Source organism: Aquibacillus kalidii (assembly GCF_014280935.1).
GTDB lineage: Bacteria > Bacillota > Bacilli > Bacillales > Amphibacillaceae > Aquibacillus_D > Aquibacillus_D kalidii.
On record NZ_JACLZI010000036.1, the window covers coordinates 413,303 to 437,434 of the forward strand.

General features: G+C 34.4%; 26 protein-coding genes. 13 read left to right on the forward strand and 13 right to left on the reverse strand.

Annotated elements, in window-relative coordinates; genetic code table 11:
- Nucleotides 1-179 precede the first annotated feature (179 nt).
- Both H7K77_RS09745 and rnjA read left to right on the forward strand, forming a co-directional pair.
- On the forward strand, nucleotides 180-389 hold the full coding sequence (locus tag H7K77_RS09745; protein ID WP_186577613.1) for a DNA-dependent RNA polymerase subunit epsilon: 210 nt from the start codon (nucleotides 180-182) through the stop codon (nucleotides 387-389).
- 3 nt (nucleotides 390-392) lie between these two features.
- Nucleotides 393-2,060, forward strand: coding sequence for a ribonuclease J1 (gene rnjA / locus H7K77_RS09750; protein ID WP_186577614.1), 1,668 nt, complete (start codon nucleotides 393-395; stop codon nucleotides 2,058-2,060).
- A 141-nt stretch (nucleotides 2,061-2,201) separates the two neighbouring features.
- Here rnjA and H7K77_RS09755 read toward each other — a convergent pair whose 3' ends face one another.
- The 3 genes from H7K77_RS09755 to H7K77_RS09765 form a co-directional block, all read right to left on the reverse strand.
- On the reverse strand, nucleotides 2,202-2,876 hold the full coding sequence (locus tag H7K77_RS09755) for a potassium channel family protein (RefSeq protein WP_186577616.1): 675 nt from the start codon (nucleotides 2,874-2,876) through the stop codon (nucleotides 2,202-2,204).
- Nucleotides 2,877-3,242: 366 nt separating this feature from the next.
- The gene (locus tag H7K77_RS09760; protein ID WP_235988900.1) at nucleotides 3,243-4,973 is read right to left on the reverse strand and encodes an ABC transporter ATP-binding protein; all 1,731 of its coding nucleotides are present in this window, start codon (nucleotides 4,971-4,973) and stop codon (nucleotides 3,243-3,245) included.
- A gap of 121 nt (nucleotides 4,974-5,094) precedes the next feature.
- Complete coding sequence (locus H7K77_RS09765; protein ID WP_186577617.1) at nucleotides 5,095-6,846, reverse strand: ABC transporter ATP-binding protein; 1,752 nt, start codon at nucleotides 6,844-6,846, stop codon at nucleotides 5,095-5,097.
- Between the two features lie 360 nt (nucleotides 6,847-7,206).
- Here H7K77_RS09765 and H7K77_RS09770 point away from each other — a divergent pair, with 360 nt between their 5' ends.
- Complete coding sequence (locus H7K77_RS09770) at nucleotides 7,207-8,046, forward strand: mechanosensitive ion channel family protein (RefSeq protein ID WP_186577618.1); 840 nt, start codon at nucleotides 7,207-7,209, stop codon at nucleotides 8,044-8,046.
- A gap of 96 nt (nucleotides 8,047-8,142) precedes the next feature.
- Here the strand turns inward: H7K77_RS09770 and H7K77_RS09775 are convergent, their stop codons facing one another.
- The 4 genes from H7K77_RS09775 to cbpB form a co-directional block, all read right to left on the reverse strand.
- On the reverse strand, nucleotides 8,143-8,385 hold the full coding sequence (locus H7K77_RS09775; RefSeq protein ID WP_186577620.1) for a YkuS family protein: 243 nt from the start codon (nucleotides 8,383-8,385) through the stop codon (nucleotides 8,143-8,145).
- Between the two features lie 71 nt (nucleotides 8,386-8,456).
- A complete protein-coding gene (locus tag H7K77_RS09780) occupies nucleotides 8,457-9,578 on the reverse strand; it encodes an N-acetyldiaminopimelate deacetylase (RefSeq protein WP_186577621.1) in 1,122 nt (373 codons plus the stop codon).
- Nucleotides 9,579-9,646: 68 nt separating this feature from the next.
- Nucleotides 9,647-10,369: a 2,3,4,5-tetrahydropyridine-2,6-dicarboxylate N-acetyltransferase gene (gene dapD / locus H7K77_RS09785; RefSeq protein WP_186577623.1), complete on the reverse strand. Its 723-nt coding sequence runs from the start codon at nucleotides 10,367-10,369 to the stop codon at nucleotides 9,647-9,649.
- A 119-nt stretch (nucleotides 10,370-10,488) separates the two neighbouring features.
- Entirely contained in the window at nucleotides 10,489-10,926 is a 438-nt protein-coding gene (gene cbpB, locus H7K77_RS09790; RefSeq protein ID WP_407926428.1) for a cyclic-di-AMP-binding protein CbpB, read from the reverse strand.
- A gap of 232 nt (nucleotides 10,927-11,158) precedes the next feature.
- Here cbpB and trhA point away from each other — a divergent pair, with 232 nt between their 5' ends.
- From trhA to H7K77_RS09810, 4 genes are all read left to right on the forward strand, one after another.
- Entirely contained in the window at nucleotides 11,159-11,794 is a 636-nt protein-coding gene (gene trhA, locus H7K77_RS09795) for a PAQR family membrane homeostasis protein TrhA (protein WP_186577629.1), read from the forward strand.
- Nucleotides 11,795-11,921: 127 nt separating this feature from the next.
- Complete coding sequence (locus H7K77_RS09800) at nucleotides 11,922-12,776, forward strand: metallophosphoesterase (protein WP_186577631.1); 855 nt, start codon at nucleotides 11,922-11,924, stop codon at nucleotides 12,774-12,776.
- A gap of 29 nt (nucleotides 12,777-12,805) precedes the next feature.
- A complete protein-coding gene (locus H7K77_RS09805) occupies nucleotides 12,806-13,375 on the forward strand; it encodes an SCO family protein (protein WP_186577632.1) in 570 nt (189 codons plus the stop codon).
- Between the two features lie 105 nt (nucleotides 13,376-13,480).
- Complete coding sequence (locus tag H7K77_RS09810; protein WP_222599288.1) at nucleotides 13,481-13,963, forward strand: YkyB family protein; 483 nt, start codon at nucleotides 13,481-13,483, stop codon at nucleotides 13,961-13,963.
- Nucleotides 13,964-13,993: 30 nt separating this feature from the next.
- Here the strand turns inward: H7K77_RS09810 and H7K77_RS09815 are convergent, their stop codons facing one another.
- Together H7K77_RS09815 and H7K77_RS09820 are read right to left on the reverse strand one after the other, a co-directional pair.
- On the reverse strand, nucleotides 13,994-14,185 hold the full coding sequence (locus H7K77_RS09815; RefSeq protein ID WP_186577633.1) for a PLDc N-terminal domain-containing protein: 192 nt from the start codon (nucleotides 14,183-14,185) through the stop codon (nucleotides 13,994-13,996).
- A 752-nt stretch (nucleotides 14,186-14,937) separates the two neighbouring features.
- Nucleotides 14,938-15,324, reverse strand: coding sequence for a hypothetical protein (locus H7K77_RS09820; RefSeq protein ID WP_222599289.1), 387 nt, complete (start codon nucleotides 15,322-15,324; stop codon nucleotides 14,938-14,940).
- Between the two features lie 184 nt (nucleotides 15,325-15,508).
- On the opposite strand from H7K77_RS09820, the gene ric reads away from it, so the two are divergent.
- Nucleotides 15,509-16,210, forward strand: a complete 702-nt coding sequence (ric, locus tag H7K77_RS09825) for an iron-sulfur cluster repair di-iron protein (RefSeq protein WP_186577635.1) — start codon at nucleotides 15,509-15,511, stop codon at nucleotides 16,208-16,210.
- A 21-nt stretch (nucleotides 16,211-16,231) separates the two neighbouring features.
- Here ric and H7K77_RS09830 read toward each other — a convergent pair whose 3' ends face one another.
- Together H7K77_RS09830 and H7K77_RS09835 are read right to left on the reverse strand one after the other, a co-directional pair.
- Nucleotides 16,232-17,107 carry a patatin-like phospholipase family protein gene (locus H7K77_RS09830; protein ID WP_186577636.1) on the reverse strand — a complete coding sequence of 292 codons (876 nt, stop codon included), beginning with the start codon at nucleotides 17,105-17,107 and terminating at the stop codon, nucleotides 16,232-16,234.
- A gap of 176 nt (nucleotides 17,108-17,283) precedes the next feature.
- Complete coding sequence (locus tag H7K77_RS09835) at nucleotides 17,284-17,427, reverse strand: FbpB family small basic protein (RefSeq protein ID WP_186577637.1); 144 nt, start codon at nucleotides 17,425-17,427, stop codon at nucleotides 17,284-17,286.
- 110 nt (nucleotides 17,428-17,537) lie between these two features.
- Here H7K77_RS09835 and H7K77_RS09840 point away from each other — a divergent pair, with 110 nt between their 5' ends.
- On the forward strand, nucleotides 17,538-18,695 hold the full coding sequence (locus H7K77_RS09840) for an aminotransferase A (protein WP_186577638.1): 1,158 nt from the start codon (nucleotides 17,538-17,540) through the stop codon (nucleotides 18,693-18,695).
- Nucleotides 18,696-18,718: 23 nt separating this feature from the next.
- Here H7K77_RS09840 and H7K77_RS09845 read toward each other — a convergent pair whose 3' ends face one another.
- Nucleotides 18,719-18,916, reverse strand: coding sequence for an aspartyl-phosphate phosphatase Spo0E family protein (locus H7K77_RS09845; protein WP_186577706.1), 198 nt, complete (start codon nucleotides 18,914-18,916; stop codon nucleotides 18,719-18,721).
- 766 nt (nucleotides 18,917-19,682) lie between these two features.
- Here H7K77_RS09845 and H7K77_RS09850 point away from each other — a divergent pair.
- The 3 genes from H7K77_RS09850 (at nucleotide 19,683) to H7K77_RS09860 (ending at nucleotide 22,501) form a co-directional block, all read left to right on the forward strand.
- Nucleotides 19,683-20,747, forward strand: a complete 1,065-nt coding sequence (locus H7K77_RS09850; protein ID WP_222599290.1) for a zinc ribbon domain-containing protein — start codon at nucleotides 19,683-19,685, stop codon at nucleotides 20,745-20,747.
- Nucleotides 20,748-20,767: 20 nt separating this feature from the next.
- Nucleotides 20,768-21,901: a S1C family serine protease gene (locus H7K77_RS09855; protein ID WP_186577640.1), complete on the forward strand. Its 1,134-nt coding sequence runs from the start codon at nucleotides 20,768-20,770 to the stop codon at nucleotides 21,899-21,901.
- Nucleotides 21,902-22,330: 429 nt separating this feature from the next.
- A complete protein-coding gene (locus H7K77_RS09860) occupies nucleotides 22,331-22,501 on the forward strand; it encodes a YjcZ family sporulation protein (RefSeq protein WP_186577641.1) in 171 nt (56 codons plus the stop codon).
- Nucleotides 22,502-22,557: 56 nt separating this feature from the next.
- Here H7K77_RS09860 and H7K77_RS09865 read toward each other — a convergent pair whose 3' ends face one another.
- Nucleotides 22,558-22,974 (reverse strand): YwpF family protein, encoded by a 417-nt coding sequence (locus H7K77_RS09865; protein WP_186577642.1) that lies wholly within the window; start codon nucleotides 22,972-22,974, stop codon nucleotides 22,558-22,560.
- A 398-nt stretch (nucleotides 22,975-23,372) separates the two neighbouring features.
- Here H7K77_RS09865 and H7K77_RS09870 point away from each other — a divergent pair, with 398 nt between their 5' ends.
- Nucleotides 23,373-24,098 (forward strand): hypothetical protein, encoded by a 726-nt coding sequence (locus H7K77_RS09870; RefSeq protein WP_186577643.1) that lies wholly within the window; start codon nucleotides 23,373-23,375, stop codon nucleotides 24,096-24,098.
- Nucleotides 24,099-24,132: the final 34 nt, after the last annotated feature.

The window sequence follows — 24,132 nt, forward strand, 5'->3', positions numbered from 1 at the left end:
TGTTAAAACGTTTAAAAGAAAAATTGAAAAAACGATGGAAAGATATTGTCGGACGTAAAGGTGTTCCAAGCACTTGTAAAGATTAGATTTAGTTCTACATTTCTACTTAAACTATTTGATAATAAATAATGCTATAAACTAAACCGTAAAAAAAATAGAAGAAAGTTAGGAGAGATTAAATGATTTTTAAAGTATTATATCAGGATATTCCAAATGAAGTTCCTGTTCGAGAAAGAACTAAGAGTCTATATTATGAAGCAAAAACAGAAAGACAGGTACGTACAGCACTCTCCGATCGCAAACTAAATATTGAATTTGTCCAGCCACTAGATGAAGCACACTTAGCCTATGAAAAAGAATCAGAAAAATTTGTCGTGGAGAATGCCTAAAATATGAAATTTGTTAAAAATGACCAGACTGCGGTATTTGCATTAGGTGGTCTCGGTGAAATCGGTAAAAATACTTACGCTGTCCAGTTCCAAGATGAAATCATCCTCATTGATGCCGGGATAAAATTCCCTGAAGATGAATTACTCGGAATTGATTACGTTATACCTGATTACACTTATCTAGTGCAAAACCAAGATAAAATTAGAGGTTTATTCATCACTCACGGACATGAAGACCACATCGGAGGTATTCCTTACCTTCTACGTGAGATCAACATTCCAATCTACGCTGGAAAACTTGCGATCGGACTTATTAAAAATAAATTAGATGAACATGGTCTTTTACGAAACGCAGAACTTCATACTTATCAAGAGGACGACGTTATAAAGTTTCGCAAAACATCAGTTACATTTTTTAGAACGACACATAGCATCCCTGATTCATACGGTATTGTAGTAAAAACACCACCCGGGAATATTGTTCATACTGGAGATTTCAAGTTTGATTTTACTCCTGTTGGTGAACCTGCCAACTTAGCCAAAATGGCAGAGATAGGTAAAGAAGGCGTTCTTTGTTTATTATCAGATAGTACAAATAGTGAAGTTCCTGGCTTTACCATGTCAGAACGTGTTGTTGGTGAAAGTATTAACGACATCTTTAAAAAAGTAGACGGTAGAATTATATTCGCAACTTTTGCCTCTAATATCCATAGACTTCAACAGATGGTTGAAGGTGCTGTTAGAAACAATCGTAAAGTTGCAGTGTTTGGTAGAAGTATGGAAGCTGCAATCAATATTGGTTTAGAGCTAGGCTATATTCAAGCTCCAAAAGATACCTTTATCGATGCACAGCAAATAAATCGCCTCCCTGCTAACGAGGTAACTATTCTTTGTACAGGTTCTCAAGGTGAACCAATGGCCGCGTTATCTAGAGTGGCTAATGGAACTCATCGACAAATACAAATAATTCCTGGAGACACTGTTGTATTTTCATCTTCACCAATCCCTGGAAATACAGTAAGTGTTAGTAAAACAATCAATATGTTATATAGAGCTGGAGCAGATGTAATTCACGGGCCTCTTAATGATATTCATACATCAGGACACGGTGGTCAACAAGAACAAAAATTAATGTTACGCCTAATAAGACCAAAATTCTTCCTACCTATCCACGGGGAATACAGAATGCTGAAAGAACATACAAAATTAGCACAAGCTTGTGATATTGATCCCGGTAATTGCTTTATCATGGATAATGGTGATGTATTGGCCCTAGGAAAAGATAGTGCAGCTATAGCTGGTAAAATTCCTTCAGGTTCCGTTTATGTGGATGGAAGTGGAATTGGTGATATCGGTAACATCGTTTTAAGGGATAGAAGAATCCTTTCAGAAGAAGGTCTTGTTATAGTAGTTGTTAGTATTAACATGAAAGAATTCAAGATTGCTTCTGGTCCTGATATTATTTCTAGAGGTTTTGTTTATATGAGAGAGTCTGAAGACCTGATTAATGAAGCTCAGAAAATTGTCTCCTCTCATTTAGATAAAGTTATGGAAAGAAAAACAACACAATGGTCAGAAATCAAAAATGAAATTACTGATACCATTGCACCATTCTTATATGAGAAAACAAAAAGAAAGCCAATGATTTTGCCAATCATAATGGAAGTATAAATAACTTGCTCCTTCTTAAAAACTGAACCAACTAAGATTATCTATCGTTTATTTCAATAACTCTCATTTAACCCCCCCTTTCCTTAATCGGATAGGGGGGTTTTTCAAATAAAAAAGACAAGCCCTTTAGCCTGTCTTTTCCTAATCATCATCTACAACAAGATTTTTTTCAAAACGAGAAATATCTTTATCTGCTCCAATTACAATAAGAATATCCCCTTTATTTATCACTTCTGTTGCCATAGGAGATACGTTTATTTCCTTTATATTCTCTTGTTTAATTGCTACCACGTTACAACCAAACTGTGCACGTATATCAAGTTCTACTAAGGTTCTACCACTCATCTTAGAACCAGCTTTAACCTCAACAATACTGTGGTCATCTGATAACTCAAGATGGTCCAAAATATTATTAGATATGATACTGTGGGCAATTCGTTTACCCATATCGCGCTCAGGGTGAACAACTTGGTCTGCACCAATTTTATTTAATACTTTTTCATGGTAGTCATTTTGTGCTTTAACCGTAATCTTCTTTATTCCCAATTCTTTTAACATTAATGTAGTTAATATACTCGCTTGAATATTATCACCAATCGCCACAATGACATGGTCAATATTGCGAATCCCTAATTCCTTTAATACTTTTTCATCTGTTGCATCAGCAATAACAGCATGTGACGCAATATTTTTAAATTCATTTACTTTGTCCTCTTCTGTATCTATGGCTAGAACTTCCATCCCCTCTTGGCTTAGCTCTCTACAAATACTACCGCCAAAACGTCCTAGTCCAATAACAGCGAATTCTCTTTTCATCGCTATTCCTCCATATCAGTTGATGCTCCTATAGTCTATCATATTTTCATACATGAGTATAGCTACATAATAAAGTACATTTGTTATAATAATCCCTTTCTGGAATTAATATAGGACCGACAATTTCGAGAGAAAATCTCTAGCAACTATATTCTTTAATTAACTGAGTGTAAATGCGACGCTGTGGATTGTGAAGTGAAGGGAATTCTTACGTCGCGAAGTTAGATAAACCATAAGAATTCCCTTCGTTATATTGCCTATCCAATTACTAATTGGTGATTCTATGGATATTACGTTACAGTACCGATCTTCCAAATGAGCCATAGATAACAAACACCCATCAAGAAAATGATGGGTGTTTGTTTTTTACAATGCGTCTAACATTTGGAATTGTGACTTTACTAAATCAAAATACTCACCTTTTTGTTTCATCAACTCATCATGATTACCTTGCTCTAATATCTTTCCGTGCTCTAGGACAATTATGTTGTCAGCTTCTCGAATAGTAGATAGTCGGTGAGCGATCATAATTGCTGTTCTTCCCTTTAATAATTGCTTTAGTGCCTTTTGGATTTTCATTTCTGTTTCTGTATCAATACTTGCTGTTGCTTCATCTAAAATAATTATCCTTGGATCTGCTAGTAAAGCCCTAGCAAATGATAGTAATTGTCTTTCACCAGCAGAAAGTATGTTTCCGCGTTCCTCAACTTCTGTTTCATAACCGTTGGAAAGTCGAGAAATAAAATCATCAGCACCCACTACTTTTGCAGCGTCTTTTACCTCTTCATCTGTTGCATTCGGACGACCAAATCTTATATTTTCCATAATAGTTCCAGAGAAAATAAATGTATCTTGTAAAACGACACTGATATTATTCCGTAAACTAGCTAACTTCATATCACGGATATCATGCCCATCAATTTTTACTGCTCCTTTAGTTGGATCGTAAAACCTACTGATAAGATTGGCAATAGTTGATTTTCCAGATCCAGTATGCCCTACCAGCGCTACAGTTTGACCTTGTTTCATCTCAAGAGAGATTTCATGAAGTGCTATTCGATCTTCATTATAAGAAAACTGAACGTGATCAAATTCGATGTGACCTTTCATATCCTTAAATTCTTTTGCATCCTTCTTTTCTTCAACGTTTGGCTGTTCATCCAGAAATTCGAAAATACGTTCAGATGAGGCCATTGCTACTAATAATTGATTATAAATCTGACCTAAACGAGAGATCGGTTCCCAAAACATCCCAAGGAAGAATGCAAATGTTACGAAATCCCCCGCTGTAATTGTCCCATTTATAATCAAATGAGCTCCAAATGAAATCAGGATTACCGTACCGATAGCATTTGCCATCTCAACAAACGGCCCAAAATAAGCACTTTTTTTCATAGCCAATCGTTCAGTTTCAAAGTTATCCGTATTTACTCCAGAAAAGTATTCTGTGTTTTCTTTTTCTTGTGAGAATGATTGTGTAATTCGAATCCCTTGCATACTTTCATTCAAGTGAGAATTTAATCTAGATTTTTGAATTCGCACATCTTGCCATGATCTTCTAATATTTCTTCTCAGTTTTGTAGAAATATAAAACATAATTGGCAATATAACTAAAACAGCTAATGCGAGCTGTGGACTTAAAGCAATCAAAATTGCTACAATACCCACTAACATGACTACGTCCATTAGCAAATTGATAATTCCATTTGTAAATAGCTCTTGCAACGAGTTAACATCATTTAAAATTCGAACTAAAATAGAGCCTGCAGATCTCTTATCAAAAAAATTATGGGATAGTCTTTGAACATGAGAAAATAAATTTTCTCTTAAATCATAAATGACTCTTTGTCCTAATATATTTATCCACTTAATTCGAAACATATTTCCTAAATAGTTCAATAAATAAAGAATGGATATACCGATAACTAAATAGGTCAACATATCGACATCTTTGTTTTTTATAGCCACATCAATGGCTACTTGACCAATTAATATCGGTACAAGTAATCGAACTATTGTTGATATTAGCATCGCGATCAAGGAACCCGGAAGAAGTGTTTTCGAGTATGGTTTAATATAAGTAAGTAGCCTTAACATTTGTTTCCAGTTAAAAGGTTTCTCAACAGCCTGATCAAGCGGATAAAAAAACCTTTTCAAATGTGGACTTTCTTGTTTTGACTGATTCCCTTGTAATTTACTAGCCAATTAAAGTCCCCCCTCAATTTACAGCATCTAAAATTGCTTGTTTGTCTTGGTATTGAATGTCATAGATACGTTGATACGGTCCACCATTATCCAACAATGTATCATGTGTTCCTCTTTCAACAATCTCACCGTCTTCGAGTACTAAAATTTCATCAGCATGCTTTAATGAAGAAATTCGATGAGCAATAATAAAGGTGGTTCTATTTTTCATTACTTCCTTTAAAGCCTTTTGTATTTTAAACTCTGTTTCCATATCTACTGCAGATGTAGCATCATCCAACACTAAGATACTCGGATCAATTAGAATAGCGCGCGCAATGGCAATACGTTGTTTTTGACCACCCGATAACCCCATTCCTCTTTCACCCAACATGGTGTCATAGCCCTTAGGCATCTCCAAAATAAACTCATGGGCTTGCGCACGTTTAGCTGCAGCGATGATGTCATCCATACTGGCATTCGGGTTTCCATATGCAATATTTTCTTTTATTGTTGTAGAAAATAAAAATGATTCTTGTAAAACAAAACCGATATTTTTACGTAATGTTTTAAGATCGTACTCACTTGTTGGTTTTCCATCAACTAACACTTCACCTTTTTCCGGTTCATAAAAACGTGTGATAAGTTGTGTAATACTCGTTTTCCCTGCCCCTGTTGGACCAATCAGACCGATCACTTTACCAGGAGGTGCATCAAACGAAATATCTTTTAATGCAGAATCGTCATCCTCAATATATGTTAATGTGACATCATTAAATGTAATGTGCCCTTTGATTCGCTCTGGTACAATCGCATCTTCACTTTCAACGATATCTTCGTCTGCTTCTAATATTTCTAATAGTCTTTCTCCAGATGCTTTTGCTTGTGAGAACATGTTAACGATAAAGCCTAAGTGCATAAGTGGTCCTAAAATATACGTAACCAAACTGAAAAAGGCTACCAATTCCCCTAAGCTAAGCGATCCTTCTATTACTAAATGTCCACCATAAACTAACAGCGCAACCATACAAATATTCCCGATAAACTCCATAAACGGAAAATACTTAGCCCATATATTTGAAGTATTAATGTTTACTTCACGATAATTATCATTATTAGATGTAAAACGATCAATTTCAAAATCTTCCTTAGAAAGTGATTTAACCGTGTTCATTCCACTTACATTTTCTTGAATTCTAGTATTTAACCGACCAAGCGATTTACGAATGGTACGAAATGCCGGGTGTACTTTACGATCAAATCGATAAACCACAACGGCTAAAAATGGCATGGCAGCCATCGTAACAAGCGCTAAAGGAATGGAATAATAAAACATAACACTTAAACTAATTAAAATCAGCATTGATATTTTTAATAATTCCTTAAACCCAGCTGCAAGAAAAAACTTAAACCCTTCCACATCCATGGTAAGTCGGGACATTAAATCTCCTGTTCTTGCATTATCATAATAAGTGAACGATAGTTTTTGGAGTTTCTTGTATAGTCCGTCTCTTAAGTCGTATACAGATTTCACACCAAATAAGTCCCCTAAGTATTGTTGAGAAAAGTTTGCTACCCCTTTAACAATCATAATAAGAATAAACCCGACTGATAAATATGGAATTAAAGAGTAATCCTCCGCTAACACCACATCATCAATGGTTATTTTCAAAATTACTGGGTATAAGACAGTTATACCTGTTACTAATAAGACAAAAAACAATGATGCAAAGAAATATTTGCGAAAAGGCCAATAATATTGTGCTAACTTTTTAAAGGTTTCCAAACTGTCACCCTCCTCCTGTTGTTTTTTTCGTAATTATAAATATATCGGGTTACGAAATAAATATCTACCCTTTTGCATTAATTTTTAGAAAAAACTTTTAATTTCTTTCATTCATATTAATTTATAATTTCGCCTCGGATTATATGGTAATGATTCTCGCAAAACTTTTATTTTCCCAACTGTCAGTCTCTAAACTCAAAAAAAATATGCCATTTATGACCCTCTTAATAATTTATGAAACTAATTTGAATTAAATTAATAAAATGTCGTTTTATGTCCAATAAAAAAGGGAATGATTTGATTTAATGGACTAGTTTCTATTATTATTACTCAAGAGCAAGGAAAGGAGACAAACAACTAATGGATCTATTTAAAAACGGCTTAAACTTTGATATGTCAGAAATACTAGAAATTGTTATAAGTAAGGGGTTAAAAATCGCTTTATTAGTTATTGCTTTTCTTATCGTATCGCCGATAGGAAAGAAATTGATTACAGCGACGTTATCTAAAGCAAGCAGTAAAGAGAAAATAACGGAGGGAAGAGTTAAAACACTTGAAAAACTGTTATTGAATTTATACTCCTACACTCTAATCTTTATATTCGTCGTTATGTTATTCGGAATTTTCGGGTTACCATTAGGACCTTTACTAGCTGGTGCAGGTGTTCTTGGTTTAGCCATCGGGTTTGGTGCACAGGGATTAGTAAGTGATATTGTAACTGGATTCTTTATCCTATTAGAAAGACAAATTGAAGTGGAAGAGTACGTGACAATAGGCCAGTATAACGGCATTGTCGAAGAAGTGGGACTAAGAACAACCAAAATTCGAAGCTTTGACGGAACATTAAATTTCATTCCTAATCGCGATATTGCTGGCTTAAGTAACCATTCACGAGGAACGATGAGAGCTTTAGTTGATATAGGTATTAGTTATGATGATAATATTGATAAAGCATTAGCTGTTCTCCAAAAGGTATGTGACGAGTTCAAAAACGATGAGCGCTTTGTGGAAGGACCTGATGTACTAGGTGTGCAAGGGTTTGGGGCTTCCGAAGTAGTTTTAAGAGTACTAGGCCGAACTGAAAATATGCAACAATGGGCTGCTGAACGCGATATGCGTAAGCGAATTAAAGAGTCATTTGATGCTGAAGGAATAGAAATACCATTTCCACACCAAGTTAATATTACAAAGAATAGTTAAACCGATACCTTCTGGATAAATCCAGAAGGTATTTTTATATTATTCATGAGACTAAAAAAAGAAGAAAAGCAATAGCTTTCCTTCCTCTATCTAGTCTTATTTAAGTCGGCTCTCTACAGCGTTACATACTTCGTCAGCTGACAATCCATCTGCGTTTATGACAGATCCATCAAAGCTAGCTGTTTGAATTCCCATTACATTTTTATCTTGACCAGAAATGACACAGCAATCACAGCCATTAACATCACTTTCTTGTCTTAGATCAACTGTTTCATACCCTTTTGCTTCAAGTGCGCCTTTAACATCAGATAAAGTTCCTTCTACACCGATACGTGTCATCGTAAAACCTCCTCATATCAATTGGAATCTTCTTTAGAATTTGCAGAATGAAGAGGAGTTATTCATTTGAATTAATATATTTGTCTAATTGTTTTTTCAACGACCTTTACACCAATAGATAAAGCCTCTTCCTTAGGCATTAATTTGGAATGATGTAACCCATTCGGAGAATCAACACCAAGCCAGAACATGAATCCCGGTATATCTTTTAAAAAGTAGCCGAAATCTTCACCTGTCATGGCAGCTTTAGCAGTATGATAGGTAATTTCCTTCTCCTGCTTAACTATTTCTTCAAATTGCTTTACATATTTTTCTGAATTATAAACTTGGTAGTAGTTAGAACCATAGTCAACAGTTATTGAGCAGTCAAAACTAATCTCAAAGCCACGAATCATCTTTTCAAGCTGCTGCTTCAAATCGTCCATAACCAATGGATCTAATGTACGCATTGTACCCTCTAATCTTGCTGTTTCTGCAATTACATTTTGGACAAACCCACTTTCTAATTTACCTATTGTAATAACAGCACTTTCTAAAGGATCTATTCTCCTAGAGATAATTTGTTGTATTTGAGTTATAAAAGTACTTCCAGCCACTACCATATCCTTTGTAAGATGCGGGTATGCTGCGTGGCCTCCTTTACCCAGGAAGTCAATAAACAATTCACTAGTGTTAGCAAATAGTAATCCGGGCTTTGTTGAAACAGTACCCACAGGTAATTCAGGGGCAATATGTAGGGCTAAAATAACGTCCGGTTTCCATTCTAAAAATTCCTGAGATTGCATTAAGGGAAGTGCTCCCCCCGGTCCTTCTTCAGCAGGTTGGAAGATAAACAGAACATGATCATTAATAGGTGATTTAGCAAGTTGTTCTAATACACCAAGTGCGATTGTCATGTGAAAATCATGTCCACATGCATGCATTTGTCCTACATGGTTCGATTGAAATGGATATCCTGTATCTTCCTTGATTGGAAGGCCATCAATATCGGTACGATAACCAATTATTTTTGTTGGGCTTTTACCATGTACTTTTACTAGTATGCCTGTTCGCCATTGCTTAATAGTGATATTTTGTTGCTCAAATGAAGCAATCACATTCAATAAGTACTTTTGTGTTTCATATTCCTGAAAACCTAACTCTGGTATTTGATGAAGATCTCTTCTAATTTTAACAAGTTTATTTGAAGTCAATTTGTTCCCTCCTCCTGAATCTTAGTTTAGTTTAAAAAAAGCAGGAGAAAACTCCCCTGCTTTAACGATTACTCTTCATCTAATTTTCTGAGTGCTTGCATAATTTCTGTTTTTGATTTTGTTTTATCATCAATTTCCTTGATAACCTTTGCTGGTGTTCCTGCTACTACAGTATTAGGTGGAACATCTTTTGTTACAATGGCTCCAGCAGCTACAACAGCTCCTTCACCAACTCTTACTCCTTCAAGTACGACAGCGTTCGCTCCAATAACTACACCGTCCTCAATAACAACCGGGCTTGCAGATGGTGGCTCAATAACTCCAGCTAGAACTGCCCCAGCACCAACGTGACAGTTTTTACCTACAGTTGCTCGTCCACCTAAGGTAGCATTCATATCAATCATTGTTCCTTCTCCTATAACAGAACCAATGTTAATGGATGCCCCCATCATAATTACAGAACCTTCACCTATTTCGACCTGATCACGAATAATTGCACCAGGCTCAATACGAGCATTAATCCCTTTCAAATCTAATAATGGAATAGCAGAATTACGACGATCATTCTCGATCACATAATCACTTATTTGACTTTCGTATGTATTTAGGACTTCTTTAATTTCTTTCCATTCACCAAAGATAACTCCTGTCTCTGTATCTACAAAATCTTTAACGGTTTCAGGAAACTTTATTTCATTTAACTGGCTTCCTTTAATGTAAACCTTAACTGGTGTTGATTTTTTACTGTTTGAGATAAAAGAAATAATCTCGTTTGCATCCATCATTTTCACGTATATTTCCTCCAATAACATGTTTTCTCTACTTTACCAAAAATAAATACAAGGTGACAAGCATTATCAATTAGGTTTAAGCTCCTGGATGTAGATCAAGCACAGGAGCCCACTCGGTCTTATTCAGAAATACTTGTTTTATGCTTATTGATGTGAAGATTCTTATTTAATTGTTTTAAGATTGCTCTTCTTGTCAGTATTCCATCAAAAAAACCTTCATTATCCACAACACATACGAAAGGATAATTTATGACAGCTTTTAAACAAGTAAGAAAATCATCTTTTTTATTCAAACAAGGGATATCCTGGTTCATTACTTCTTCTACTTTTTTAGTGGATAATTTTTCCATTTCGAATCGCTCTAGCCCTAAAACACTTTGCAGTATTTTAGTCTTCCCTATTGTACCTTTGAATTTATAAGAAGAATCTAATACAGGAACAGCAGAATAACCTGATTGAACTAACACTAACAAGGCGTGCTCAAGCGGATTACCAATTTGAACATGAGCCACTTTTTCTGACGAAATCATTAATTCTTCAGCAAGAATATCGGTCATTACTTTCTCTTCTACATTATTCAATTAAAACACTCCTTTTTTAGAGACGTAGAAGGAGCTTATCACGCTTTAAAAGTCCCACACATATTTTATCATAAATAACCTAGTTTAACCATCTGATAGTGTGGTCAACATTCACTTTTATAGTAATTCTATCCATCTAAAAAAATTAAAAATGAATTCTAAAGTACAGGTCATAATAAACTTATCACTAAGAAAAGGGGATAAAAACATGACAACACACACCTATACAAAAAAAGAAGAATTCGTCCATGCGATTACACATGGCATAGGTGCTCTGTTTAGTCTAGTAGCTCTTGTATTGCTTATTTTTCATTCAAGCATAAACGGGAGTAAATGGGATGTACTATCAGTAACTGTATTTGGAGTAACTATGTTTCTTATGTATCTTTCCTCAACGGTTTCCCACGGTCTACCTGAAGGAAAGTGGAAGGATCTATTTCAAATTTTCGATCATTCTTGTATATACATTTTTATTGCAGGATCCTATACACCCTTACTTTTAGGCCCTTTAAGAACAGAATCCGGCTGGACTTTCTTTTGGATTGTGTGGGGAATCGCAATTGTTGGAGTAGCTTTTAAATTTTTTTACGTAAAAAAGTTCTTAGTTCTTTCAACTGTTTTCTATATATTAATGGGCTGGCTAATTGTCCTCGTATGGGAACCTTTATCAAGAGCATTTCCGCCAGATAGTTTAAACTATTTGATGATCGGTGGTATCTTTTATACAGTGGGATCGGTATTTTATGTTTGGCGAAAGTTTATCTATCATCATGCTGTTTGGCATTTATTCGTTATAGCTGGTTCTGTTTTTCACTTTTTTAGTTTTTTCTTCTACATTGGATAACTATATAAAGCTCATAATTTTTTCCCTACCTTATTAAAAGGTAGGATTTTTTTAGTTGTTTCATGTTTATTCTCTAACAAAAAATGTTATAATACAACCCATGAACAACGCTGAAAGGTATGTGCCTATGAACCGACGAACATTTTTAAAAAAGCTAATAACAAGTTCACTAGCATTATTCGGATTAGGTGGCGGTACATATTATTATGCTCGGGAAATAGAGCCAGGTATGCTTACAATTAAAGAAGCAGATATAACATCACATAGGATCCCGATTTCTTTTGATAATTTCAAAATTGTCCAATTCTCTGACACGCATATTGGATTCCATTATACGTTGGATCAGTTTGAAGAATTGGTAAACACCATTAATAAGCATAATCCAGATTGTGTAGTCTTTACAGGTGACCTTGTAGATCGGCCAGATCAGTTTAAATGGGACAACCGGATAATCAAATCTCTAAGCAATATAAATGCACCTTACGGGAAGTATTGGATTTATGGAAACCATGATCACGGTGGATATGGAACAGATATTATTAAAGAAGTAATGGACAAAAGTGATTTTGTCATGCTGAAAAACGCTAATACCAAAATTGATAATGGTCTAGACCGCTTCGTAATAGCTGGGTTAGATGACGTTATGCTAGGTGCTCCCAACCTTGATCATGCTTTAGAAGGTAGTAACCCGGAACTATTCACTTTGTTGCTCTGCCATGAACCAGACTATGCAGAGGTTGTGCAGCAATTTCCAGTTGATGTCCAATTATCGGGGCACAGTCATGGAGGACAAGTACAAATTCCTTTTTTCGGTTATATCTATACCCCTACTTTAGCAGAAAGTTATGTGGAAGGTAAATATTCGGTTGGACTACATCCCCTTCAATTGTACGTAAGTAGAGGGATAGGAACAACGCGACTACCTTATCGATTTCTATGCAAACCGGAACTAAATATTTATCGTCTAGCTCACGATGATTAATAATAAAAAGTAAACAAGGAGATATTCCCATGAATAAACGGCTAAATCTAATGTTATTTGCACTTATACTATTTCTAGTAGCTTGTGGAAATGAATACGAAGGAGACTTTTCTTTCGAAGTACAGGAATTTAACTATACAAACCAGGAGGGAGAAACGTTTAGTAGCTCTGAATTAGAAGGGAAGTTCTGGGTTGCAGATATGGTATTTACAAACTGTGATTCAGTTTGTCCACCTATGACTGCAAATATGGCTCGCCTACAAAAGAAACTGGCAGATGAAAATCTAGACGTAGAACTAGTATCTTTTTCTGTTGACCCCGACAATGACACACCAGAAAAATTAAAACAGTATAGCAAAGACCGTGGAGCAAGTTTTGATAATTGGAATTTGTTAACTGGTTATAAGCTAGAAGATATTAAAGAGTTTGCTATTAAATCCTTTAAAGCTCCAGTCGATAAAATAGCTGATTCAGATCAAATGGTGCACACTGTATACTTTTACCTAGTATCACCAGACGGGAATGCTATTAAGAGATATGATGGTACAAAGGCTGCAGAAATGGACGAAATTGTTAAAGATATAAAAGAAATGATGTAACATAAAGAAGGAATCCTTTCCTTCTTTTTTTGTTATCTTATTGCGATTTATGCTAAGATTGTGTAAGATGTACATCATAATCTAAGAAAGGAGGTTACTGACAAGTTGAGTAGCAAACCCATTGATAATTTGGAAGAGCTGGCAAAAGCTATTTTTGTTGTTAATAAGCATGCCAAGACTGCTCCAAATCCACGTTATCTATATAACATGAAAAAGACAGCCATTAACAAATTACTTAAGGAAAAACAGGCTTCAAAAGTTGGGCTTCACTTTTCAGACCACCCCAAGTTAAGCCATCAGCATTCTACACTTCTAGTGCAGGTAAGTAATTACTTTTTTCATATCCCACCTTCAAAAGAAGATTTTAAAATGATGAAACATTTAGGAAGTTTGGATAGTAGTTATCGAAATCCTAAAACGCATATGTCACTTTCACAGGCAAAAAAAACTCTTTGCCTTTATTTAGACTGGGAATATCCTGAACCAATCAATAAGCGTGAAAATAGAAAACCTTACTCCTCTTCTTATTTCACTCCTTCGTCTTTAGGACATTTAAATGGATCACCATTTAAAAAGAGAAACTGGTAAAAAAGTCGTATATACATACGACTTTTTTACTTAGTCATTTCGAATAATCAAATAGACAATTAAACCTAGAATCGGAAAAAATAGTGTACCAATTAATACAATAATGGCATATTCTTTACTATTCCCCTTCTCTATAGAATCTCTATAGGCCCATATACTTGTAATTATATTTAAAAAGAATAGTAAAAAAACGAATAACAAAATAGAAGATATTACAATCATATTGTCACACTCCTTTTCTGCTATGTATACGTTTATCCCCCCGTTTAGTTTCGAAAATTTCGGAATGAAAAATGCACAGGGTCTTATGAAAAATTTTCTATAACTCTGCAGTAAGTAATTCTCTATGAACCTATAATGGGTGCGATCACTCGCTTCGGCAGAATACTCCGCTTTTCGTGGGCACGGCCTCAGCCTCCTCATCAGCAAAGAACGCTTCTTCCGGGGTCTTCGGACGCGTGCTGTTCCCACAGAAGTCTCCATATTCTGCCTACGCTAGATCTAATTTCCAATCCAATTGCGAGTAATACATGAATTAAATTAATAAAGCAACTTCCTTTTATTCAATAGTTGTGCTAGTGGAGGAAATATACGGAGACTCCTCGAAAATACAACCCGATTTTCTTCGTGCGATGCATCGCTTCCGTAGCATCCTTTGTCCTGCGGGAACAGCGAAGACGATGAGACCCCACAGGGAGCGAGGGGTCTACTTGAGTAACCATCTTTGCTCCCTTGCACCGAGGAAGCCTGCTTCGAAGCGTTACTAGAAGACGCAGGTGTACGCACTTTTGCGACCGAGGAGGCTCAAGCTCCGCCCGCGGAAAGCGTAGTATATTTCCGGAACGGTTGTCCAGCATATACTTAATAAAATTGTAAGAAGTTAGTTACTGCAGATTTTCTCTCTAATATGTAAATGCAAAGTTTTAAAGATAACGAAAACGAGGAGCTAGGTTTAATTTCCTGCTCCTCGTTTTCTACATTGATTTAGTTCTTTGCTGTTTTAAAAAAGAAATAATATTGTGCGTTATTTGTAATACTATTAAGACCCCACCAAAAAACATAATTCCAAGTGCCGCATTTGCAAGATTGGATAGATCAAAAGAATCTAAGTAGCTAATTCTTTGACTAATTTGGTAAAGACCTAGTACTAGTATAAAGATTAGACTGCTTATTAAGTACGATAACGCTGCTTTCCATTGTAGTGCAACTAGTAGTCTAACTACTGGTGCAAAAACATAATAACTAACAATCATCCCTATTACTCCGACTAAAAAAAATAACTGTTCGTCAGTAATACCTAGTGATGTAAATTGAGAAAGTTTAATCCACGAACTAGCTCCCACACTGAAACTAGTAATCATTTGTTCATACATTCCCTTCCATTCCTAACTATTTTAATCTAGTAAAAGTATGTCCTTTCATCATCCACAATATACTCTCGTTTTTACATCTAATGAGAATTATCACACCATTAATGTGATGCAGATCACAAAAAACGTAGCTTGTTTAGGATAAAGTTAACCTATAAGTCAAGGAGGGAAAATAATGGGTACATTTACACAATTACATGCACCAGCAGATATTGTTAAGCTATTTCCAAAAGCAAGTGATATTTTTAAAAGGTATCGGATTGATTTTTGCTGTGGTGGTGAAAAACCTTTATCACAAATCTTCGAAATAAAGACAAAGCTTAATGGGGATGAAATTTTAGGTGAATTAAACACTGCTTACACTTCTTGGAAGGAAAATGGGAATGTTGAAATGGACTGGGATTCTATTACTCAATCAGATCTAATCGATCACATTCTTGAAAAGCATCACCGCTTTTTAGATGAAGAGTTAACAGCTTTAGGACAATTTGTAACTAAAATATATCGAGTACATGGTCAACATCATCCACATTTAATTGATTTGTACAAAGTATATAATCAGTTTAAATCAGATATGGAAGTTCATTTAGTTGAGGAAGAAAAAGAACTATTCCCATTAATTCGTCAATACGAGATAACAAACGATGAAGCACTGTTATCTAAAATAATCGACCTAAACAAAGATATGGTGTCAGAGCATCTAGCAACTGGAGAGTTGCTACAACAAATAAACGATCTTACTGACGGTTTCGTTCCACCTGCAGATGCATGTAATTCTTATAGAATTACCTATGCTAGGTTAGCTGAGTTAGAATCAAATACATTTCAACATATTCATTTAGAAAATAACATTCTATTTAAAAAATATGCATCATAAAAACTAAAAAAGTACGGCAGATTAGCTCTTGAGATCTGCCGTACTTTTTTCCGATATAAAATTATTGATTTGTGTCTTCATTTGCTTTGCTTCCTGATAGCCTTGTTCATATAATCCATGAAGTTTATCCTTATTCCTTTCAATCCTACCAACAGAAAGAGGTTCAAGCGGTCGTATGATGAGTATTTCGCCTCTTTTTTCCATATCTGATAGCATATGAAGTGTTTGATTATACCTCTCATGTCTAGTTTCTAATGCCTGAATTAGCCCTGGATATCGCTTATACATTTTCTTGACAATCCAACTAAATTTCATCGGCTTTTTTTCATATCCCCCGTGCCTAGTCAGAACAACTACATGCTTTTGGTTACCTATATCTATCGATGGTTTTATCGGAATAGGGTCAGCTATTCCGCCATCCATTAAATTCCTCCCCTTATATCGCACACTCGGAGCTATAAATGGAAGTGAGCTAGAAGCACGAACTACTTTTAGTAAATCTTCCTGTTCTGTAAACGTATCAAAATAAACAGCTTCACCAGTATCTATGTCTGTAGTACTAGCAACAAATTTTTTATTTGATTGCAGGAATGAGTTAAATTGAAATGGAACTAACTGATTAGGAAGTGTATCAAATATAAAGTCCATCCCAAACAACTCCCTTGTTTTCAGTGCTCGTTTATAGGAAATATACTCTGGGTGGCTACCATATTCAACAAGCACTTTATAGTTTCTGCCTCTTTGACCCGAAACATAAGATGTACCATTACAAGCACCCGCAGAAGCTCCCACAATAAATGGAAATTCAATAGATTCATCATGAAAAAAATCTAATACTCCTGCTGTGTATGCGCCTCTCATGCCTCCTCCTTCTAATACAAGCCCTATTTGATTCAAAAAGAACGCCTTCTTTCTAATAATTTCAGAACGAATGGATTTAAGACCATCCTACTATGTAGAATTATAAAGAAGATGATAGACAATATCGATCGATTTGCTTACAATAAAAAAATCCTATCTTCATAGATAAGGATTTTTTAAATTCTGTTATGATTGTTTTTCATATGGTATGATCAATTTGCATACTTGACTTTTGACTGATTTGCTTGCCTTTTTTCCATCTGTTCTTCGATTTGTTTCATGGCTTGTTTATCATTTAATAACTCTTGTTTATTTTTAGCAACTAATTCTTCAAAAGATAATTTTCGTTGTCTCAAAAGTGATTCACTCCCTGCGATTGATTAATCGCTTTCATTATAACTCATATTTTTGTAAAATAAATCAAAATTGTGTGAAATTTTCATTAAATTTATTTGGAGGGCTTACTTTGTACTTAAACATTAACGAACAAGTGAAAAGTTTAGAAATATCTGGAATACGAAAATTTTTCAATCTTGTATCAGATCAGAAAGATGTATTATCTTTAACTATTGGTCAACCTGACTTTTACACTCCAGACCACATTAAAACTGCAGCCATAGGAGCAATTAATAATAATTTTACTACATACACACATAATGCCGGTTTACTCGAACTAAGGTCAGCAATCTCTGACTATGTATATAAAAGATACAACTTATCTTATCAACCAGAGTCTGAAATCATTGTTACGGTTGGTGCCTCACAAGCAATTGATATCACGTTAAGAACAATATTAAACATAGGTGATGAAGTTATTTTACCTGGCCCTGTATATCCTGGTTATGAACCTCTTATTAAACTAGCAGGTGCAAAACCAGTGTATGCAGACACGACAGAAAGTGAATTTAAACTTACTAGTGAATTGCTAAGACAATATATTACAGAAAAAACAAAGTGTGTAATATTGCCGTATCCATCAAATCCTACAGGTGTAACGTTAACTGCAGAGGAATTGGACGCAATAGCAACAGAACTTGAAGATAAAAATATTTTCATATTAGCAGATGAGATATATAGTGAATTGGTTTTTGATCAGCAACATATTTCAATAGGAACATTTGATAAAGTTCGTGACAAAACTATCATCATAAATGGCTTATCAAAGTCTCATTCCATGACCGGTTGGCGTATAGGGTATCTTCTTGCACCGGAATGGTTAACAAACCATATCCTTAAAGTTCATCAGTACAACGTATCCTGTGCCTCCTCTATTAGCCAACATGCTGCACTAGAAGCTCTATCACATGGAGAAGAAGACCCTATAAATATGAAAAAGGAATATAAAAAAAGAAGAGACTATGTATTTAAACGTTTAACGAATATGGGGGTTGAAGTAGTAAAGCCTGACGGTGCCTTTTATTTTTTCCTAAAAGTTGAAACTAACCTAACTTCTCTAGAGTTAGCGTTAAAGATGGTGAGAGACGTAAAATTGGCTATGGTTCCTGGTGATGCTTTCTCAGTATTTGGAGAGGGATTCCTAAGACTCTCTTATGCCTATAGCATGGAAACACTTGAACTGGGGATGGATAGATTAGAATCCTTTTTAGATGAATTAAATAATTAATACCAACAGAGAGAAATAACTTGTTATTTCTCTCTGTTGGTATTTGGGGAAAACTTATCTTCTTTTTTCTTCTTAAACTCATGATACTGATTTAATAATCTATCTAGCTCTTGACTTATAAGTATCGATTCAGTACTAGTAAAACCTTTATTAAGGGCAACATCGGTCATTTTTTTTCTTAGGTATTCAATTCTTTCTAGAAGATTATTTGGATTATACATACTCACCGAGTCCCCCCCAATCCTTTTAAGTCTGCTTTATAAATTAATCTGTAAGAATTTCTAACAAGGATTTAACTTATTTTTAAATTTCCTGTAATAGAAACATTCTATTAAACGTAACTGATTATCCCAGAGGAATAGAACTTAGTAAAGAGATTCGCAATAATAGACAAACTAATTAATACGTTGAGCATAATTACCTATAATATCGAACTTTTATCAACGAAAACCAACAATATTCGAGTTGTTCTTTTCGCCTTTTTCTGAGCCTTTTCTACAGTTCCCTTGGAGCAATTAATAAAAAAAAGACAGTATCAACTGTCTTTTTAATTGTACCCTTTGTGTTAACCTCTATCAAATATACTAAATCCCATTAAAGCTACTAGCAAACAGATTGATACTATTGAGAAAACTGTTTCAAACATAATACAACCCCCCTATTGAGAAAATTATGTAACAAACCTTAATCAAATTAAGTTTGATCATTATTATTTCACTGAAGTGATTACCCACATTCATTATAACTCACTCTGCTTGTAAAATCACTTCTCATTATTTTAACAAAACACTTCATAATTATATAAAAATTCATTTGTTATGAAAAGGATATGTTAAAATAACAATATTACTCGTTTAGAGTTTTATATGTAATTTGAAAGTTGGTGTTTCCATGCTCCATTGTCCTTATTGTGGTGGGAAAATTCACGAAAAAGAAGTCTTCTGTACACAATGTGGTGAGAAAATTCCCGGTGATATATATGATCGAATGCCTCAAAAGAACCTTCATTCTAAATGGTGGATTTTACCTATTGCTTGCTTCTTTATTCTATTAGTTGCTGTAGGCAGCTTCTATATTTATCTTGAGAAAAAAGAAAATCAAGCAGAGATATACTTTAACCAGGGTGAAGAATTAGCACTAAACGGAGACTTTTATAAGGCACAGAACAAATTTGAACAAGCGATAAAGTTAAAAGATAATTTTCCTGTAGCAAAAGACGTATTCCAATTTATGCAAGTAGCAATAGACATTGACAATAACCTTACTCAAGCTGAAAAGCATGTGGAAAATAATGACTTTACCAAAGCAATTAAGTTAATCAACCAATCGGAAGACCATTTGAAAAATTATAATGGTGAAGTGGTAAATTTAATTGTAACTAACGTTGCTACAGCCAGGGAAAAAACGCTAATTTCACAACTAGATGAACAATTAGCTAAAGAACCATCTATAAGTGAACTTAAGAATTTACTTTGGGATGCAGAATCTATTCAAAATGAGAAAGCGAAAAAAATCGCAACGGATATAAGAGAACAAATTATTGCCTTTACTTTTTCAGAAGCAAATCAGTCCTTGAAGGAAAATCAGTTTACTAACGCCCGTGATACCGTTGAAGAAGGGCTTAAATATGCTCCGAATTCCGAAAAGCTGTTAAGTATGAAGACAACAATTGAAAAAGAAAAAACAGCTTTTGAAACAGCACTAGAACAACGAATTGAACAAGCGATGAATGCTGCCGAAGAAGAGAGAAATATGAACGAAAACGATGCTGTAGAAATAGTAGATATTAAAGTTTCACAAAACGATCAAAAAAAATTAGTCGTTTCTGGAAAACTTAAAAGCGTTGCTACAGTGCCAATTAATTCAATATCTGTAGAGTACCAATTATTAAATGAAAAAGATGAAAAACTGGCTTCCAATGAAGTATATATATACCCAGATACTTTGTATCCAGATGAAGAAGGAAGATTCGAATACACCCATTTCGATATAAAACCCGATAATGTGAATGTAAAAGTAAAAATAGTAAAAGTGAAATGGTTTCTTGATTAATATAGCTATGGAGTGAGATGATGACTAAAAAGCATAAATACCTATCAATCCTAATCACCTTTATAATTGTAGTGATTGGAATTGTCTCCCTACTTTTCATCCACAACCACTGGGCGCAAAAATCGATCTCTAAAAAAAATACATTAGTACAAAAAGTAACAGAACCAGAAGGCAAGGATTTGAAGTCGATTATTTTTGAAGCTCAAAAAAATGTTGTACAGATCGAAGCCGGGGATAATACGAGCCAAAAAATTGGATCTGGCTTTTTGTATAATAACAAAGGAGATATTATCACCAATGCTCACGTTGTAAAAGGGGCAGAATTTATATCTGTGAAGCTTTCAAATGCCCAGACTTTTCCCGCTGCAATTGTAGGGATCGGAGACAAACAAGACATTGCTGTAATTAGAGTGCCGCAGTTATCCAATCAGCAACCTGTTCAAGTAAGTAAAAAGTTTCAGGCTGAAATAGGTAATGAAGTAGTTGCGGTTGGAAGTCCTCTAGGATTTCAAAATTCCGTAACATTAGGCATAATATCTGGTATTAACCGAACCTTTTCTATTGGTGATTTTAATTACGAAAATGTATATCAAATCTCAGCAAATATTACCCATGGGAATAGTGGAGGGCCCTTAATTGACCGAACATCTGGTAAAGTAATTGCTATAAATTCGGCAGGCACCGAGGATGGTGCAATTGGCTTTAGTATTCCTATTTCGAATGCCATCGACTTAGTTACTTCTTGGTCGGATGAAATAGATGAAACTAAACTAGAATATAAAACTCCAAGTTCAGATACAATTAACCCAAGTCAGTTTAAAAAGGATGCTAACTACATCGTTAATTATTTTTTTGAAAGTTTAACGATACGTGACTATATTAATGCGTACGCATTATTAGGAAGTGAGCTACAAGCAAAGCTAACTTATCAAAATTTCCGTAAAGATTATATCCATGTAGTAGAACATAAGATAAGTGAACAAACGGTTAAATACAAAGAGGACTCTGAACAGGTCGAAGTATCCTTAGCTATAGATACTAGTATTAGAAAAAACAGTACCGAAACTACCAAAGAGCGTTGGAATTATACATTTATAATTGGCTATGAAAACGACCAACTTAAAGTCCTAGAAGTAAACAAAACTGCTAGTTAAGAAGGCACTCATGAAGTGTCTTCTTTTTTGGATTCAATTCCTAACTATTGTTGCCTTGTACACAGCAATCTATAGACTCTGCAGTAATTGTATAAAAGGTGATCGACCCCGACGAATTCCTACTTCTTCTCCAATTCCATAACGTAAGAATTACTCTTACTTCACATATTTAAGCGTAGCATTGTTTACACTCTTAATAAAAATTAAAAATGAAGATATCGTTACTACAGAGTTTATCTTAGCTGCGTCATTCTGTAAGGAACAAAGCTTAGAAAAGATTCCTTTTATTTACATAATAATATTTGACAAACAATTCCTTATGAACGAGCCTAAATTTAAATTTATCTAAAAAACTGGGTAATCGTCTATACACATATATCCCTATTTCCATATAGTAATTGTGTAATACTTCAGGAGGTGAGTTTGTTTATGGCACACTTTGGTTATGGATATGGTTACCCATACGGAGGCTATGGCAACGGAGCATATGGTGCATATTGCGGAGGATACACTGGCGGTTATAACAACGGAAATTCTTTCGCATTGATTGTAGTTTTATTCATCTTACTCATCATTGTAGGAACAGCATTCTACTGCTAATTAATCCTAGTCTTAAAAAGAAACAAACCCTTTTACATCAAAGGGTTTGTTTCTTTTCAGTTTTCTGCCTCTTTAAATTTAGCTAACAATCTTTCACCTTGGTATCCCTCTTCAATTAACCGCTTTAACGTTTCTTCAATATGGTCCTTCTTACGATCAATTAATTTTCCTGCAAACAGAACGTTAATAGTTCCTTCATTTATATCATTAATTTCAATAATTGAAGACATGAATGTTGCGGGCTGATTTGTTTCCTTAGTAATCTTAGCTTGCAACATAAGTTCTTCTTTACTTTCTTTTAAATCAGAAAAAAATAGCCAATATCTTCTATCGATTAAACACTCCAAAATCCATTGGCTTGTCTCTTCTTCCCTATTTAGAATTAATCCATCAAGTAAAGGAATATTATGTGAAATCAGTTGATCTTTATCATCTTCTAATATTTCAAGCGATATAAGTCTAAAAGTTTTCATAGACGGTCTCTCCTATACAAATTATTCCTTTTTATAGTTTACCATAGTTTGTTCTTCGAAAATCACCAGATAGATATATTATAACTAAATCGTGGTATTGACTATATGAATAACCTATTGAGAGTTGCTCTTAACGTGTTTCCAACTATCATCTACAAATCCAGTTTTGAAAAATACCATATTTTTTTAAAAATTTACTAAATCCTGTATAATATTAATGATTCCAAATTTTCACTTTGGTTTTGAATTGGTAGTATCCTATTTTCTTTCCTTACTTGGAAAACACAGCTAAAACGTTTTTTGTTATTGGTAAAATTCATTTTATTCAGGTGAAATAATCGCAAAATATTTATGATGAGATAAGATAAATATTAATTTGCTGTCTAGGAGAGGTTGACGTGAAAAAAAGTAAGTTTCTAATTGCGACCTGCTTTACCATACTTGTAGCTTGTTCAAATGATACACCAACGATTACTAAGAAAGACGTTCCAAATCAACCTACAGAAGAAAAAACTGTTTTAATTGAAAGTGATGGTGATGAAGAAAAAAAAGACAAAGAACAAGCAGAAATGTTATTAGAATTTAACTTACAAAATGAACAGGTAATTCTAAATTTAAATCATATTAGCATCTTAAAATCATACTTAGAAAGTTCTCAAAACAAAAGTGCAGAGATCGCAAAAATGAAATTAGATAAAATTGATGTATCATATAACAACACGATGTATCTACTACAATTTTCCTGTGTTAACAACGAATGCTCCTATATACTTTTAGATCAGACGGAGGATGGGAGATCAAAATTAATCGCAGATTTGTCTCATTTAGAACAAGTAATTTCTTCCCCTGATGGAAACAAATTACTATTCTTATTCAGTCGCGAGGATCAAACGATAAATGCTAAAGTGAACAGAATTACTGTTATTGATTTAAAGGATTGGGATACCTTATCTTTAGTTGAGGATGTGCCTATTACTAATTATGAGTGGCCGATCCAAAGTGTTGAATGGTTGAACAACAATGATATTTCCGTTTCCATACCAGATTTAAATGTTAATGATAACTTAAAAGAATGGGTTACAACTGACAAACAAACAAAGGAAAAAGTCGTTCACTTCGAATAATCACTAAAATTGAAAATAGATTATGTTAAAGAGG